This window comes from Paenibacillus sp. DRB1-1, from assembly GCF_052119485.1.
GTDB lineage: Bacteria > Bacillota > Bacilli > Paenibacillales > Paenibacillaceae > Paenibacillus > Paenibacillus polymyxa_B.
On the sequence record NZ_JBODQH010000001.1, the window covers coordinates 1,643,296 to 1,658,923 of the forward strand.

14 protein-coding genes, 2 rRNA genes and 1 riboswitch are annotated in these 15,628 nt (G+C 48.2%); of the genes, 4 read left to right on the top strand and 12 right to left on the bottom strand.

Annotated features, from left to right (window positions below; translation table 11 throughout):
- Nucleotides 1–2: 2 nt before the first annotated feature.
- On the bottom strand, nt 3–248 hold the full coding sequence (gene purS / locus ACQW03_RS07185) for a phosphoribosylformylglycinamidine synthase subunit PurS (RefSeq protein WP_013308797.1): 246 nt from the start codon (nt 246–248) through the stop codon (nt 3–5).
- Nucleotides 249–306: 58 nt separating this feature from the next.
- Nucleotides 307–1,188: a phosphoribosylaminoimidazolesuccinocarboxamide synthase gene (locus ACQW03_RS07190; RefSeq protein ID WP_025719826.1), complete on the bottom strand. Its 882-nt coding sequence runs from the start codon at nt 1,186–1,188 to the stop codon at nt 307–309.
- A gap of 167 nt (nt 1,189–1,355) precedes the next feature.
- On the opposite strand from ACQW03_RS07190, the gene ACQW03_RS07195 reads away from it, so the two are divergent.
- Both ACQW03_RS07195 and ACQW03_RS07200 read left to right on the top strand, forming a co-directional pair.
- The gene (locus ACQW03_RS07195) at nt 1,356–1,526 is read left to right on the top strand and encodes a hypothetical protein (protein ID WP_158659088.1); all 171 of its coding nucleotides are present in this window, start codon (nt 1,356–1,358) and stop codon (nt 1,524–1,526) included.
- Nucleotides 1,527–1,535: 9 nt separating this feature from the next.
- A complete protein-coding gene (locus ACQW03_RS07200) occupies nt 1,536–2,024 on the top strand; it encodes a hypothetical protein (RefSeq protein ID WP_441948988.1) in 489 nt (162 codons plus the stop codon).
- Here the strand turns inward: ACQW03_RS07200 and purB are convergent.
- From purB to ACQW03_RS07225, 5 genes are all read right to left on the bottom strand, one after another.
- Nucleotides 2,013–3,311 carry an adenylosuccinate lyase gene (purB, locus tag ACQW03_RS07205; RefSeq protein ID WP_013308794.1) on the bottom strand — a complete coding sequence of 433 codons (1,299 nt, stop codon included), beginning with the start codon at nt 3,309–3,311 and terminating at the stop codon, nt 2,013–2,015. The genes ACQW03_RS07200 and purB overlap by 12 nt on opposite strands.
- A gap of 2 nt (nt 3,312–3,313) precedes the next feature.
- Complete coding sequence (gene purK / locus ACQW03_RS07210; RefSeq protein ID WP_441948991.1) at nt 3,314–4,489, bottom strand: 5-(carboxyamino)imidazole ribonucleotide synthase; 1,176 nt, start codon at nt 4,487–4,489, stop codon at nt 3,314–3,316.
- A complete protein-coding gene (gene purE / locus ACQW03_RS07215; RefSeq protein ID WP_023987047.1) occupies nt 4,486–4,971 on the bottom strand; it encodes a 5-(carboxyamino)imidazole ribonucleotide mutase in 486 nt (161 codons plus the stop codon). The genes purK and purE overlap by 4 nt, the downstream gene beginning before the upstream one ends.
- 148 nt (nt 4,972–5,119) lie before the next feature.
- A riboswitch (purine riboswitch) is annotated at nt 5,120–5,221 on the bottom strand.
- A gap of 350 nt (nt 5,222–5,571) precedes the next feature.
- Nucleotides 5,572–6,006 (bottom strand): universal stress protein, encoded by a 435-nt coding sequence (locus ACQW03_RS07220; protein ID WP_071639558.1) that lies wholly within the window; start codon nt 6,004–6,006, stop codon nt 5,572–5,574.
- 148 nt (nt 6,007–6,154) lie between these two features.
- Nucleotides 6,155–6,418 carry a DUF1294 domain-containing protein gene (locus ACQW03_RS07225; protein ID WP_025719814.1) on the bottom strand — a complete coding sequence of 88 codons (264 nt, stop codon included), beginning with the start codon at nt 6,416–6,418 and terminating at the stop codon, nt 6,155–6,157.
- A 191-nt stretch (nt 6,419–6,609) separates the two neighbouring features.
- Between ACQW03_RS07225 and ACQW03_RS07230 the strand changes: the two genes are divergently transcribed.
- Together ACQW03_RS07230 and ACQW03_RS07235 are read left to right on the top strand one after the other, a co-directional pair.
- A complete protein-coding gene (locus tag ACQW03_RS07230; RefSeq protein ID WP_023987044.1) occupies nt 6,610–6,738 on the top strand; it encodes a DUF4023 family protein in 129 nt (42 codons plus the stop codon).
- Between the two features lie 349 nt (nt 6,739–7,087).
- Entirely contained in the window at nt 7,088–8,248 is a 1,161-nt protein-coding gene (locus ACQW03_RS07235; RefSeq protein WP_441948994.1) for a type II asparaginase, read from the top strand.
- A gap of 184 nt (nt 8,249–8,432) precedes the next feature.
- On the opposite strand, the gene ACQW03_RS07240 is transcribed toward ACQW03_RS07235, so the two are convergent.
- The 5 genes from ACQW03_RS07240 to ACQW03_RS07260 form a co-directional block, all read right to left on the bottom strand.
- The gene (locus ACQW03_RS07240) at nt 8,433–8,570 is read right to left on the bottom strand and encodes a hypothetical protein (RefSeq protein WP_023987042.1); all 138 of its coding nucleotides are present in this window, start codon (nt 8,568–8,570) and stop codon (nt 8,433–8,435) included.
- Nucleotides 8,571–8,668: 98 nt separating this feature from the next.
- Complete coding sequence (locus tag ACQW03_RS07245) at nt 8,669–10,804, bottom strand: DNA topoisomerase III (RefSeq protein ID WP_441948996.1); 2,136 nt, start codon at nt 10,802–10,804, stop codon at nt 8,669–8,671.
- Between the two features lie 129 nt (nt 10,805–10,933).
- Nucleotides 10,934–11,926 (bottom strand): ketoacyl-ACP synthase III, encoded by a 993-nt coding sequence (locus ACQW03_RS07250; protein WP_441948998.1) that lies wholly within the window; start codon nt 11,924–11,926, stop codon nt 10,934–10,936.
- 214 nt (nt 11,927–12,140) lie between these two features.
- A 5S ribosomal RNA gene (rrf, locus tag ACQW03_RS07255) occupies nt 12,141–12,257 on the bottom strand.
- A 146-nt stretch (nt 12,258–12,403) separates the two neighbouring features.
- A 23S ribosomal RNA gene (locus ACQW03_RS07260) occupies nt 12,404–15,328 on the bottom strand.
- Nucleotides 15,329–15,628: the final 300 nt, after the last annotated feature.

The following is a 15,628-nucleotide window of genomic DNA, read 5'->3' on the forward strand; positions in this document are numbered from 1 at the left end:
AATCAGCCCTCCAGTTCGTAGCGGTAGTCTTCAATGACCGTGTTGGCCAACAGCTTTTCGCACATCTCAATGATGCGCTTTTCAGCACTCTCGCGGTCTGTTGTATCCAGATTCAATTCCATATACTTACCAATTCTGACGCTGTCCACTTCTCCAAAACCCATAGAATGCAGTGCGCCTTGCACCGCAACCCCCTGCGGGTCCAAAACGCTTTGCTTAATCGTGACATAGACTGTTGCTTTCATCATGTTCCTTCAGTTCCTCCTCCGAATGAGTGAATCCTATTGGTTGAATTATGATTACTATTTACTGTGCCGTCAGACGCCGCCAAATATCCGTATATCTTGCAGTTGTTTCTTCTACGACCTCAGCAGGCAACGGATCGGGCTTGCTATTCTTGTCCCAACCGGATGATGCCAAATAGCTTCGTACCGGCTCCTTGTCCATGCTGTCAATCTCAACATCCAGCTCATACTTTTCCTGCGCCCAAAAACGGGATGAATCTGGAGTGAAAATTTCGTCTATCAAAATCACCTTACCGTTAACAAGACCAAACTCAAACTTGCAATCGGCTAAAATAATCCCCCGCTTCTCGCAGAATGCACGTGCAAATTCATACAACGCCAAGCTCTTTTCCTCAAGCTCACCTGTTAGTTCAACCCCGACCAGTTCTTTCATTTGGTGAAGTGAAATGTCCTCGTCGTGTCCAACATCATTTTTTGCAGCCGGTGTAAATAAAGGCTTGGGAAAGCGCTCATTTTTGCGCAGTCCCTCTGGCAATGGAATGCCGTTCACCTCACCGTTCTGCTCATACTGACGCCAGCCGCCTCCGGTAATATATCCGCGCACCACACACTCAATGTCGATGCGTTCAGCCTTCAGCGTGACCATGATACGGTCCTTCAGCAACTCTTTATTCTGTTCGTCGATCACATGCCCGAGCTTGTTCACATCGGTGTGCACGACATGGTTTTCCAACAAGTCTTTCGTCTGCTCAAACCAGAAAGCGCTGAGTTTATTCAGCACATTCCCCTTTTCGGGCACGGGTGGCTCTAACACATAATCAAAAGCCGAAATTCGGTCCGTCACGACAATCAGAAAATGCTCTCCGAGATCATACAGTTCACGCACCTTGCCTTTGTACAAGAGCGGCGCATGGATCAGACCTTCGGCAGTAGACAATGACATTTCATTACACCTCTTTCAAAGAAGTTTGCCCCTCCTAAATCCTCCCCTCGGGGAGGACCCCCAGGGCTGCTGCCCTCGGGACTCCCGCAAGGGTTGGCTGGTGAGCAGGGGATGACGAGTTGTTGGAGCTGTAGTGCTGGCAAGCGCGTTTCGCTGGATGAAGGCTTGTGGCACAAGCCCTCATCCAGCAACGCTTTTACGTTGGTGAAAAGCGACGTTTTTACGAGTATGACATCGTAATGGCGTTGAAAAGCTCTAAGCTGCAATTTTATATGCAGCTTACGGGTGCTGCGGCTCTGTGCATGCCGCAGACCATTCCGGCCCGGGGCCGTAGCTGACTTGGCAGCATGACAAGTCGCCTGCCCTCGGCCCGTGGCCACAGCTCGGCACGTCATGCGGCCGAGCGTGAAGGCTTCGCCTGTTGTGCGCATATGCCTACGTTGCGCACCTTCGGGTGGCTCAAGGCTTCGCTTCTTGAGCCTGCACGTTCTCGTGAGGACAGCAGGCTGTTTGCTACGCAAATTCGGCAGCCCTCACGAGCACGTTGCTTTGCGATAGAAAAGCAGTGGAACACGCTTTTCGATCGTTCTTCGGGGTGGTGCGGTATCTTATGTGCCGCACCTTCCCTAGTTCTGCTCCCTCACGAAGGTTGGTGCTGGAAGCAGCGGAGCGGACGGAATCGTTCTGGAGAAGCGTTAGCGCTTGCCTTTGCCTCTGGATTCCAGCCAATATCTGGTCTTATACAATCACAGGAATCCAGGGGCAACAGCAATCAGAAGAATGATCCGTTCGCGCAGCGGCCTCACCAAGCGCCAACCTTCCCTCTACTCCCCTAATCCCAGCTTTTTGAAGATCGTATCCACGTTCTTCAGATGCCAGGCTGGGTTGAACGCGTCCTCGATTTCGTCTGCGCTGAGCACGGCAGTAATTTCCGGGGTCGCCTCGACGATTTCGCGGAATTGGCGTTGCTCTTCCCACGCCTGCATAGCACGCGGCTGCACAGTATCGTAAGCTTTTTCACGACTAAAGCCTTTGTCAATCAGCTTCGTCATAATACGACCGGAGAACGGTACGCCGTACGTACGGGCCATATTGCGCTTCATATTTTCAGGGAAGACCGTCAGATTTTTTACGATATTACCAAAACGGTTCAGCATGTAGTTCAACAGCATCGTTGCATCCGGCAGAATGATGCGTTCTACGGAAGAATGCGAAATGTCGCGTTCATGCCACAGGGTTACGTTCTCATACGCCGATACCATATGCCCACGAATCACGCGTGCCAGACCGGAGATATTTTCACTTCCGATCGGATTGCGTTTATGCGGCATCGCGGAAGATCCTTTTTGACCCTTGGCAAAGGCTTCTTCCACCTCACGGAACTCACTCTTTTGCAGAGCACGGACTTCTGTAGCAAATTTGTCCAACGATGTGGCGATCAACGCTAATGTTGCCATGTATTCGGCATGACGGTCGCGCTGTAGCGTCTGTGTAGAAATCGGTGCAGGCTTGGTGCCCAGCTTGCGGCATACAAATTCTTCTACAGCCGGGTCAATGTTGGCATATGTTCCCACTGCACCGGACATTTTACCGTATTGTACTTGGTCAGCCGCAAAACGAAAGCGTTCCAGATTGCGCTTCATTTCCTCGTACCACAATCCCATCTTCAGTCCAAACGTTGTTGGCTCAGCATGTACTCCGTGTGTGCGCCCCATCATCGGTGTATGCTTGTAAGCCAATGCCTTTTCCTTCAAAATTTCAATAAAATTCAAGATATCACGTTCCAGAATTTCATTTGCCTGCTTTAACAGGTAGCCCAGTGCCGTATCAACTACGTCTGTAGAGGTCAAACCATAATGTACCCATTTGCGCTCGTCTCCAAGACTTTCGGACACCGTGCGGGTAAAAGCAATGACATCATGTCTTGTCTCCTGCTCAATTTCATAGATCCGTTCAATATCAAAACTTGCATTCTTACGCAGAGCCACAGTATCCTCTTTAGGAATAACTCCTAATTCCGCCCAAGCTTCACAGGCACACAGCTCTACTTCCAGCCACGCTTTAAATTTATTTTCTTCCGTCCAAATCGCTCTCATTTCCGGTCTGCTATAGCGTTCGATCATGACTATTTATTCCCCCAAATATTGGTTTGTTCAATCCATTCCAGCGCTTGTTCCGCATCCTGGCACAATAGATTAATATGTCCCATCTTTCGGCCTGGCTTGGCTTCACTTTTTCCATACAAATGCAGCTTGGGTACAACATCCAATCTTTCAGCTTCGACATCCGATTGCGCAAACCGCCGAATCACGTCCTCCAAATGCTCACCTAGCACATTGACCATCACGACTGAAGTCAGCAGCTTCGTGCTGCCCAAGGGTAAACCGCAAATCGCACGTATGTGCTGCTCGAATTGCGACGTCGCGCATCCCTCCATCGTGTAATGACCGGAATTATGCGGTCGTGGTGCCAACTCATTAACGTACAATTGTCCGTCTTCGGTGACAAACATCTCCACAGCAAGCAGTCCCACCGCACTCAGCGACTCTGCCACAGCCAGCGCCAACTTGCGTGCTTCCTGCTGAACAGGTTCTGGCACACGCGCAGGCACAATCGACGTGTGCAAAATATTGTTCACGTGAATGTTTTCGGCAGGTGGAAAGGCTTTGGCTTCACCGTTCGTGCTGCGAGCTACAATCACCGAGATTTCGCAGCGAAAACGGATGAACTGTTCCAATACCAGTTCCGCACCGCCTCCTGCCAGTTGTTCGTAGGCAACCGTGGCTTCCTCCGGTTGGCGAATGACCACTTGTCCCTTGCCATCATAACCACCGACTGCTGTCTTGAGCACACACGGTACACCCAGTTCAGCTACCGCTTGAACCATATCCGCAGGGCTACTGATTTCACGATACGGAGCGACAGGGACACCAGCAGCTTCAATAGAACGCTTTTCTCTCAGACGATGCTGTGTTGTGTACAAAAGACTGCTGCCTTGCGGAACGCTGGATTCCTGTTCCAAAAGTGCAGCCACACCTGCGTCCACATTTTCAAACTCATACGTGATCACATCGCACCGCTCAGCCAGTTCTCTGGCTGCATGCTCATCATCATAGGCAGCGCGGATTTGTTCTGACACCTGTCCACATGGGCTATCCGGTGTAGGGTCCAGTGTCACAAAGCGATATCCTAGATTGGTTCCCGCCAGTACAAGCATTCTTCCTAATTGCCCGCCTCCCAAAAGTCCAATCGTTGTACCAGGAGGTCGGATACGGCCTGTGGGTTCACATGCCCCATTCATAGCGAGTCACTACCTTCCAGTACCTCATCACGGATACGGTCGCGTCTCGCCAAAACCCGCTGGCTTATCTTTTCGTCAAAAGCGCCTAATATTTGTGCTGCCAGCAGCCCTGCATTCGTAGCACCTGCCTTACCGATTGCCACAGTGGCAACCGGAATACCACCCGGCATCTGCACAATGGAGAGCAGGGAGTCCAGACCGTTCAGAGCCTTCGACTGAACAGGCACACCAATGACCGGCAAGGATGTCTTCGCAGCCACCATCCCTGGCAGATGCGCAGCCCCGCCCGCTCCAGCAATAATGACCTTTAGTCCACGCCCGGCGGCCTCTTCGGCAAAACGAAACATTAAATCCGGTGTACGATGGGCTGAAACTACTTTTTTCTCATATCCGATTTCAAGCTCGTCCAGCACAGCACATGCATGCTGCATGGTGTCCCAGTCTGATGTGCTGCCCATAATGACAGCGACCTGCACTGACATGTCCTTCACTCCCTGTTTATCAATAAGCGCCAAAAATCCGGCACTCGAAAATAACGTTATTTTCAAGACACCGGACTACGAAAAAACAAACGACAGAGCCTCTTAAAGGCATGCCAAAAGCAAGCCTCTTCCACCGCATCCAATGCGGCTTCAGCCGTATGTCTCCCGTAGTCCGGAAATTTAAGGTTTCCAGGTAGAAACTTCCGGGCCATATCCCCGGCATTATACGAGTTAGCATTGTGCCTATTCCATACCCAACGATATTCTTTACAAGTATGATCGTGGTCAGTTTCGGCTCAAACATGTGTACCTTATTAAATTGTACCTAAAGTTCATTTTTTATCGACAATACACTTCCTAGTTTAACAATTCCCTACACCTTATGTCAACTTGAAAACGAACATTATAATAATCATACAATAGAATGTTCGTGTTTAACGAAATCAACACCCTTATATACCCATAGGTCAGGACTATTGTATTACATTTAGCTATCTCTCACCTATCCTGATAACAGCGAGCGCACCGCATTTCACTGACAAAAATAAAAGTCGGCACTCCCTATACAGGCAGTAAACCGACCTTTACTTTTTTATTCAGTTATTTTACGACCAGCACAGGAATACGCGCATGCTGCACCACATTGTGGCTTACACTGCCCAATACGAATTCACGGATACCACCTAAACCGCGGCTACCGATCACAATTACATCAAAGCCATTCTCATTGGCATAATCCAAAATGACTTCGGCTGGCGAACCTTGAATGAGCTCCACCTTGGCATCTACGCCTTGCTCAGCAAGCCGCTTTCTAACTTCATCCGTAGTTTGTTCGGCCAAATCGTAATATTCTTTATTCACCGAAGCTGGAATTGGAGCCAAACCTTCGCCCATAAAAATCCGTGGAAAATCAAATGCTGTTACCACCTCAAGCTGCGAGGACGGAGATGCCTTGACCAATTCAGCCGCCTTCAACAAAGCCTTGTTGGATGCATCCGAACCGTCATAAGCAAGCAATATTTTTGAAAATAGCATAATACGCACCTCTTCCTCATTCAGTTTGTTGATTCAAAGCCTAAAATATGTATTCCTGTTGTTGTTCATGCCATGTCATCACTGGATGGCTGGAGTAGTCTCCTCACTCATCATTAAACTTCCCTATGAGAATCTAAACTCCTCCCCTTTACCGTAAAAAATACCCATACAGCAATGCATTCATGAATAGCAACGCAGGAATACCTAATCTGAAGCTCATATGCCGTGTTTTATGGCGTTTACGGTACATGGCAATTAGCACGCCTAATGCTCCCCCGATCAGGGCCAGGAAAAACAACGTCCGTTCAGGTACACGATCGCGATGTTTACGTGCTCTCTTTTTATCTTCCGACATTACCAGATAGCCTACTGCATTGATAAACAGTAGCCATACCAACAAGCCTGTCTGCAATGTCTCTCCTCCTTTTGCACACCTACCAAGTTCAGGATTAGGCCTTATATAGCGCTCTCCCCCTCATTATAACCCCACCCCTTTTACAGAAACAACGCCTCCCCTGACTTGGATAGTGCTTTTGCGGAAATAGTAAGGTGGCATAAGGGCGACCCTGAGTGCATCTATTTTGTCTTAAAGGAGGAACTGCGATGGAAAGCACCCATGAATACGTTGAAAAGCTGCGAGAAAATGCAAAAAAGGCAGAACGCAACCGCAAACGAGGAAAAGGAACTCCCAGCGCCAGCTTGCCGACAAAACAGCATACCAACAATCCTTGATCAAGAATCTGTACTAAGCTGTATAGCCACGTTATTAACGTATAGTATCAACTTAACCTTGCAGCTTTTCCTGAGAATTGAGTACAAGGTAAACTCCGTTGTTTAGCTTCCACAATAACAACAAGCAGACTCCTTATGAGATATCTGCTTGTTGTTTTGTTTTGCAAATATTTCTCTGAAATCGATTACATTTGTAATAAATAAGTTCTAAAGTCATATTTTCTAACATAAGTGTTGACTAAAAACAATTTTACACCCTATAATTCGTGATATTAACGTAATTCGACAAAATATTTGTCAGTTAATCTATCATTAATATTTGAGGTTTAAGATTGGAGAGGAGCTTTATATGACTAACATGAAAAAAATGACGATGATTCCCCTGTTGGCTAGCTTTATTCTCGGTAGTACCTTATGGAGTGGTGGAGTGACCGCCAACGCTGCGGTTGCGCCTACAACCAGCACAACTGCACCTACTTCTACCACTACAACGTCAGACAAATCCGAAAATCCTCAAACCAATCATTTACCCAATATTAAAATACTTGCCACGGGAGGGACCATTGCAGGATCATCTTCCGTCAATACTGATACGACCGGCTACAAAGCAGGAGCGTTAGGTGTGGAAACCTTGATCAATGCCGTTCCTGAGATGAAAAGTATTGCAAATGTCAGTGGTGAACAAGTTGTTAATGTAGGTAGCCCCGACGTTAATAATGAAATCCTCTTAAAACTTGCCAAACGTACCAATGAATTGCTTGCCAGAGACGATGTAGACGGCATTGTCATTACACATGGCACAGATACATTAGAAGAAACCGCTTATTTCCTCAATCTTGTTATCAAAAGCGATAAGCCAGTAGTTGTCGTTGGCTCTATGCGTCCAGCTACTGCCATCAGTGCCGATGGTCCCTTCAACCTGTATAATGCAGTGAAGGTCGCCGGGGCTTCGGCCTCTAAAGGTCAGGGTGTACTCGTCCTGCTGAACGACCGTATCGGTGCAGCAAGATACATCACCAAAACGAACACAACAGCAGTCGATACGTTCAAGTCTGTAGAGCAGGGATACCTGGGAGCGGTTGTGGGTGATCAAGTGTACTACTACAACAAATCCACGCACAAGCATACGACTTCTTCTGTATTCGACATCTCTAACCTGACTCAACTACCGCAAGTAGATATTTTATACGAGTATCAAAACAATGGTCGCTATCTGTATGATGCAGCCGTAGCAGCTGGTGCCAAGGGTATTGTCGTAGCTGGTTCCGGTAATGGTTCCTTGTCCAAGACCTCCTCAGAGGGCGCAGAGGCCGCAGGTAAAAAAGGAGTGATCATTGCCCGCTCCAGCCGCGTGGGAAGTGGAGTTGTGTCCCCGTCAACAAAAGACGCGGCATCGAACTTTGTGTCGACCGATTCGCTTAATCCGCAAAAAGCACGGATTTTGCTCATGCTTGCTTTGACCCAAACACACGATGTTAACCAAATTCAATCCTTTTTTAATGAATACTAAAAGCAGTCATCCCAAATCAAATAAATAGATCATCTTTATTATGAAAAAGAAGCAGCGATTACGGTTGACCACCGTAACTGCTGCTTCTTTTTTTTGCGAGACAATTCTAGCATTAGTAACTATTTCATCTGATATCCAATCGTCTTGGTCTTAAACAGTAATTCGTTGTTCCTCCCATGTAGCATCAAGACTGCTGTTTGGGAATCCCATTCAAGCTTGGAGGATATTTCGCTTGCTTCTCTGGATGAGGAGCGATTTCTTCCTCCAGAATACTTGATTTATTTTGCTGATTATTGATTTTAAGCGACTTATGCTTGGGCATAAATACTCACCTCCTCGGATTACCATGCCAAGGAGTGATCGTTTTTATACCGACGTATACCTGCTGATTATGTTGACTACAGCACTTTTGGTCATCCGTTATTTGCCCTGCTTTTGTTCCATCGCTGCTTTTAGCAAATCACCCAAACTGGAGCCAAAAGATTCCTGTTTTTCAAATTGTCTTACTAGCTTTTGCTGTTCCCGTTTGTTTACCCGTTGCTTGTCCGTATCCAACGTCTCAGTAATGCCGCAGGGCAGGCATCTTACATATAGCCCTGCCTTGCCCTCTTTCATTTCCATTTTCTTATGACACTGCGGACAACGTCGATTGGACAAACGTTTTTCCCCTGAACGACGGTAACCGCAATCCGCACTTGGACATACAAGGAACTTTCCTTTCTTGCCCTTCTTTTCCAACAGCTTTGTACCACAATCAGGACAATGACTATTCGTCACGTTGTGGGGCTTGTACTCCGCACTGCTATTTTTTACAGTGGAAACCAATTCTTTCGCCATAGCACGAATAGAATTCAAAAACGGTTCCGGTTGTCCTTGACCACGAGCAATCCGTTCCAGCTCCGCTTCCCAACGTGCCGTCAGTTCGGGCGTTCGAAGCTGTGGAGCTGCCAGTTCAATCAGTTGTTTACCTTTCCCCGTGGGATGCATCACGTTCCCCTGACGCTCAATCGTATCCGAGCTGACAAGCTTCTCGATCAGATCTGCACGGGTAGCAGGAGTACCCAGTCCATGCTTTTCCATCTGAGCGAGCAGGGCTGCTTCTGTATACCGCTTCGGCGGCATCGTTCGCCCAGCACGTACAAGACAACGCTGTAACCGGACTGAATCTCCTTTTTGCAGCTCAGGTAAAATAACGCCTCGTCCATTATTTTCCCGATCCTCTGCTTCTTCATCATCCATATCATAATGGTTCGCGTCATATACAGCACGCCATCCGCTATCTTTTACCGTTGTGCCTTTTACCTGAAACGTCTCCTGCTCCACCGTTACTGATACGGCTACAGCATCATAACGTGCAGGCGGATAGAATAGACTGATAAAACGTCGTGCAATCAGATCATACAGTTTACGTTCCTCCGGGCTCAACTGATTAAGCAATAATGTCTGCTCAGTAGGAATAATCGCATGATGATCCGTGACTTTACTGTCATCCACAATTCGCTTTGTGATTGGTAGGTTGTTACGCAAAAGCGGACGTGCCAAGGAAGCATATGGACCTACTGCTACACTACTGAGCCTTTCCTTAAGTGTGTCCACCATATCGGATGTCAAGTAACGGCTGTCCGTACGTGGATAGGTCACCAGCTTATGCTGTTCATACAGACGCTGAAGCAGGTTAGACGTCTGTTTAGCCGAAAAGCCATAGCGCTGATTAGCATCTCTTTGCAGCTCCGTTAAATCATACGCTAACGGGTGAGGCTCGTTTTTTTCGCTCTTTTTAACACTCGCAACTGTGCCTTTGGCCCCCTCAAGCCTGCGGCGCAAAGCCTCTGCTTGAGTGCGGTCAAACATGCGTGAATCCCCGCTCTCTGCCCGCCAAGTTGCCTGAAAATCGCCGAAATCCGCCGTCAAAGTATCATATTCCTGAGAACGGAATTCGGTAATTTCTTTCTCACGCTCCATAATCATCCCCAGCGTTGGTGTCTGCACTCTTCCAGCCGAAAGTTGGGCGTTATAACGACAAGTCAACGCGCGAGTTACATTGAGACCAATCATCCAGTCTGCTTCAGCTCTACAGCGAGCCGATTCATATAAACGATCAAACTGCTGACCAGGCAATAGCTTTGCGAAACCTGCCTTAATCGCCTTGTCCGTCTGCGAGGATATCCATAAGCGCCGGAAGGGCTTTTTCCAGTTTGCCATTTGGATGATCCAGCGTGCCAACAATTCTCCTTCACGAGCAGCATCTGTTGCCACGATAAGCTCTCCAATGTCCTGCCGCTTCATGAGCTGCTGCACAGCTTTGAACTGGTGATTACTTTCGCGCAGCACCTTTAACTTTGAACTCTTCGGAAGAATAGGCAGGTCCTCCAAATTCCAGGTCGCATACTTAGAATCGTAATCCTCCGGCTCTGCTAAGCCGACCAAATGTCCCAGTGCCCACGTCACCACGTACTGGGGGCCTTCTATATAACTTTTATGCTTCTCGCGGCTCCCCATCACACGTGCAATCTCTCTGGCCACGGACGGTTTTTCTGCCAATACCAATACCTTCATGTTACGCTCCTTTCTCTCATAGTGTTAATTATACCATCCTGCCATCTTACGATAAATTCTAATGCCAACGGCTCTTATTAACATGATGCTACATACTATTGCTATTGCTTCTACATCGGTTAGGATAACTTACAAATCAGGCACACTCCATTTTAATAGCAGACCCGCATAGGTGAGGCCTCCCCCAAATCCATATAACAACATATGTTGTCCATATCGTAAACGTCCATCATCCAAACCACACTGCAAAGCCAACGGGATGGATGCCGCCGATGTATTACCATACAACTCTACGCTGGTCAGCGTTTTTTCCAAAGGTACTGTACTTCTTTCACATATGGACTCGATCATTCTCAAATTAGCGCTATGAGGGACAAACCAGTCAAGATCCTCCTTCTTCATATTTGCCTTATCCAATAATCGTTCGATTCCCGTTGGAACAGAGCGAACAGCCCATTTATAAACCTCACGTCCATTTTGAGCAATAAATCCATGGTCTTGCAGCTTCTCTCCATCCAAATGATCAGACAATCCCACACGGTAAAGATGTGCTCCCCCATGCCCATAAGTACCTATATCTGAAGTTAAAAATGAACCTTCATCCTCGTCATATTCAACAAGTGCAACTCCTGCACCATCTCCAAAAAGTATACACGTCGTCCGATCCGTATAATCTGTAATTTTGGATAACGTTTCGGCTCCCACTACTAGCACCTTACGATGCAGACCACTCGTAATAAGGCCATTTGCCAAATGAAGTCCATAGGAAAAACCTGCACATGCTGCACTAATATCCATTGACCCCGTGTTCGGAATATTAAAATGAGCCTGAATACGTGAAGCGGTGCTTGGAAAGTAGTAATCAGGTGTACTAGTCGCTACAATGATCATCTCAACATCGTTTATATTTACGTCATACAGGTTAATCATACGTGTAATAGCTTGTATACATAAATCAGATACATATTGATCTTCAGCCGCAATTCGTCTTTCACGCATACCCGTTCTTTGTATAATCCACTCGTCACTAGTGTCCACAAGTTTCTCCAAGTCGGCGTTTGTCAAAATGCGCTCAGGCACATAAGTGCCAAAGGCCGTAAGCTTAGCTTTTGAATTCAACAATCTGATCACTCTCCTTTGTAATCCTTATTCATATTATAACACCAGATACTAATACCTGGTACTAAATTATTTTAAAAACGTCTTCTTATTTACTAGTTAATATCCACTTATCCAGTTGAACTTATAACAAACTCGCTTTAAATAAAATCCCTCTGCCTTTTAACGCAAAAAAGAGACCATGATCTTCAGAAGATCATGGTCTCTTTTGTTTATTGCTTGGCGACGTCCTACTCTCCCAGGACCCTGCGGTCCAAGTACCATTGGCGCTGGAGGGCTTAACGGTCGTGTTCGGGATGGGTACGTGTGGAACCCCTCCGCTATCGCCACCAAACGTGAATTTACATCGTAAATTCTTTTTCAGGAATCAGCATCGCCAAATGCTGTGTGTTCGCTTGCTTCATATAAGCTACTTGAGCTTATACAATACAAAACTTACACCCTGAAAACTGGATCCGAAACTCATTTGCGTTTTATTTTTAGGATAAGCCCTCGACCGATTAGTATTGGTCAGCTCCATGCATTACTGCACTTCCACCCCCAACCTATCTACCTCGTCGTCTTCAAGGGGTCTTACTAATTGGGAAATCTCATCTTGAGGGGGGCTTCACGCTTAGATGCTTTCAGCGCTTATCCCTTCCGTACATAGCTACCCAGCGGTGCTCCTGGCGGAACAACTGGTACACCAGCGGTACGTCCATCCCGGTCCTCTCGTACTAAGGACAGCTCCTCTCAAATTTCCTACGCCCACGACAGATAGGGACCGAACTGTCTCACGACGTTCTGAACCCAGCTCGCGTACCGCTTTAATGGGCGAACAGCCCAACCCTTGGGACCTACTTCAGCCCCAGGATGCGATGAGCCGACATCGAGGTGCCAAACCTCCCCGTCGATGTGGACTCTTGGGGGAGATAAGCCTGTTATCCCCAGGGTAGCTTTTATCCGTTGAGCGATGGCCCTTCCATGCGGTACCACCGGATCACTAAGCCCGACTTTCGTCCCTGCTCGACTTGTAGGTCTCGCAGTCAAGCTCCCTTCTGCCTTTGCACTCTTCGAATGATTTCCAACCATTCTGAGGGAACCTTGGGGCGCCTCCGTTACTCTTTAGGAGGCGACCGCCCCAGTCAAACTGCCCACCTGACACTGTCCTCGCACCGGATTACGGTACCAAGTTAGAACCTAGATACGATCAGGGTGGTATCCCAAGGATGCCTCCCTTCAAGCTGGCGCTCAAAGTTCAACGGCTCCCACCTATCCTGTACAGATCGTACCCAAATTCAATATCAAGCTGCAGTAAAGCTCCATGGGGTCTTTCCGTCTTGTCGCGGGTAACCTGCATCTTCACAGGTATTAAAATTTCACCGGATCTCTCGTTGAGACAGCGCCCAAGTCGTTACGCCATTCGTGCGGGTCAGAATTTACCTGACAAGGAATTTCGCTACCTTAGGACCGTTATAGTTACGGCCGCCGTTTACTGGGGCTTCGGTTCATAGCTTCGCCCGAAGGCTTACCACTCCCCTTAACCTTCCAGCACCGGGCAGGCGTCAGCCCGTATACTTCGCCTTGCGGCTTCGCACAGACCTGTGTTTTTGCTAAACAGTCGCTTGGGCCTTTTCACTGCGGCCCCCTCGGGCTATTCACCCTACCGAGGCACCCCTTCTCCCGAAGTTACGGGGTCATTTTGCCGAGTTCCTTAACGAGAGTTCTTCCGCGCGCCTTAGAATTCTCTTCTCGCCTACCTGTGTCGGTTTGCGGTACGGGCACCTTCTCCTGGCTAGAGGCTTTTCTTGGCAGTCTGAGATCATGACCTTCGCTACTACAATTTTCGCTCCCCATCACAGCCCAGCCTTAACGATGTGCGGATTTGCCTACACACCAGCCTCACTGCTTAGACGGACATCCATCAGTCCGCGTCACTACCCTACTGCGTCACCCCATTGCTCATAACGGATTACGGTGGTACAGGAATTTCGACCTGTTGTCCTTCGACTACGCCTATCGGCCTCGCCTTAGGTCCCGACTTACCCTGAGCGGACGAACCTTCCTCAGGAACCCTTAGGCTTTCGGCGGATCTGATTCTCACAGATCTTTTCGTTACTCATACCGGCATTCTCACTTGAATGCAGTCCAGCGCTCCTTACGGTACACCTTCAACCCGCATTCAACGCTCCCCTACCCCTGATGCAAGCATCAAGCCATAGCTTCGGTGGTGTGTTTAGCCCCGTTACATTTTCGGCGCAGAGTCACTCGACCAGTGAGCTATTACGCACTCTTTCAATGGTGGCTGCTTCTAAGCCAACATCCTGGTTGTCTGTGCAACTCCACATCCTTTCCCACTTAACACACACTTGGGGACCTTAGCTGATGGTCTGGGCTGTTTCCCTTTCGACAATGGATCTTAGCACTCACTGTCTGACTCCCGGAACTAAATCTATGGCATTCGGAGTTTGACTGAGCTTGGTAACCCTTGCGGGCCCCGCACCCAATCAGTGCTCTACCTCCACGATTCTATTTCCGAGGCTAGCCCTAAAGCTATTTCGGGGAGAACCAGCTATCTCCGGGTTCGATTGGAATTTCTCCGCTACCCCCACCTCATCCCCGCATTTTTCAACATGCGTGGGTTCGGGCCTCCAGTGCGTGTTACCGCACCTTCACCCTGGACAGGGGTAGATCACCCGGTTTCGGGTCTACGTCCACGTACTCATTCGCCCTATTCAGACTCGCTTTCGCTGCGGCTTCAGCTCTTCACCTTAACCTTGCACGGGAACGTAACTCGCCGGTTCATTCTACAAAAGGCACGCCATCACCCATAGATCGGGCTCTGACTTCTTGTAAGCACACGGTTTCAGGATCTATTTCACTCCCCTTCCGGGGTGCTTTTCACCTTTCCCTCACGGTACTGCTTCACTATCGGTCGCCAGGGAGTATTTAGCCTTGGCAGATGGTCCTGCCGGATTCATACGGGGTTTCACGTGCCCCGCACTACTCGGGATCCGTCTCGGAGAGAACAAGTTTTGAACTACAGGGCTTTTACCTTCTCTGGCGGGCCTTTCCAGACCTCTTCATCTAACCGGTTCCTTTGTAACTCCATGTGAGACGTCCCACAACCCCAAGGAGCAAGCTCCTTGGTTTGGGCTAATCCGCGTTCGCTCGCCGCTACTGACGGAATCACTATTGTTTTCTCTTCCTCAGGGTACTTAGATGTTTCAGTTCCCCTGGTCTGCCTCTATTCTGCCTATGTATTCAGCAGAAAGTGACTGTCGATGAAGACAGCCGGGTTTCCCCATTCGGACATCCCCGGATCAAAGCTTGCTTACAGCTCCCCGAGGCCTTATCGTTGTTCGCCACGTCCTTCGTCGGCTCCTGGCGCCTAGGCATCCTCCGTGTGCTCTTTGTAGCTTAACCTAGTATTTACATGGTAAATACGATTTGCTTTGAATTTCGGTTCAACACTTACGCGTGAATGAAATTCAAGTCAGCTACCTTTATTTCACTTGTTTACACAAGATCAGCTTAAAGGAATATTCTAAAACGCAATTTCGTTTCGGTATCCAGTTTTCAAGGTGCAATTCGCTTCTTCGAAGCGAAACCCGATGAATATTTCGGTTCCACACAGAGTGTGAATGAAACATTCGTCGAAGCTTGAGAGTTTGAGCTCTCAAAACTGAGCAACGAGTGAGTAACAGGCCTAAACCTGAGTTTTGA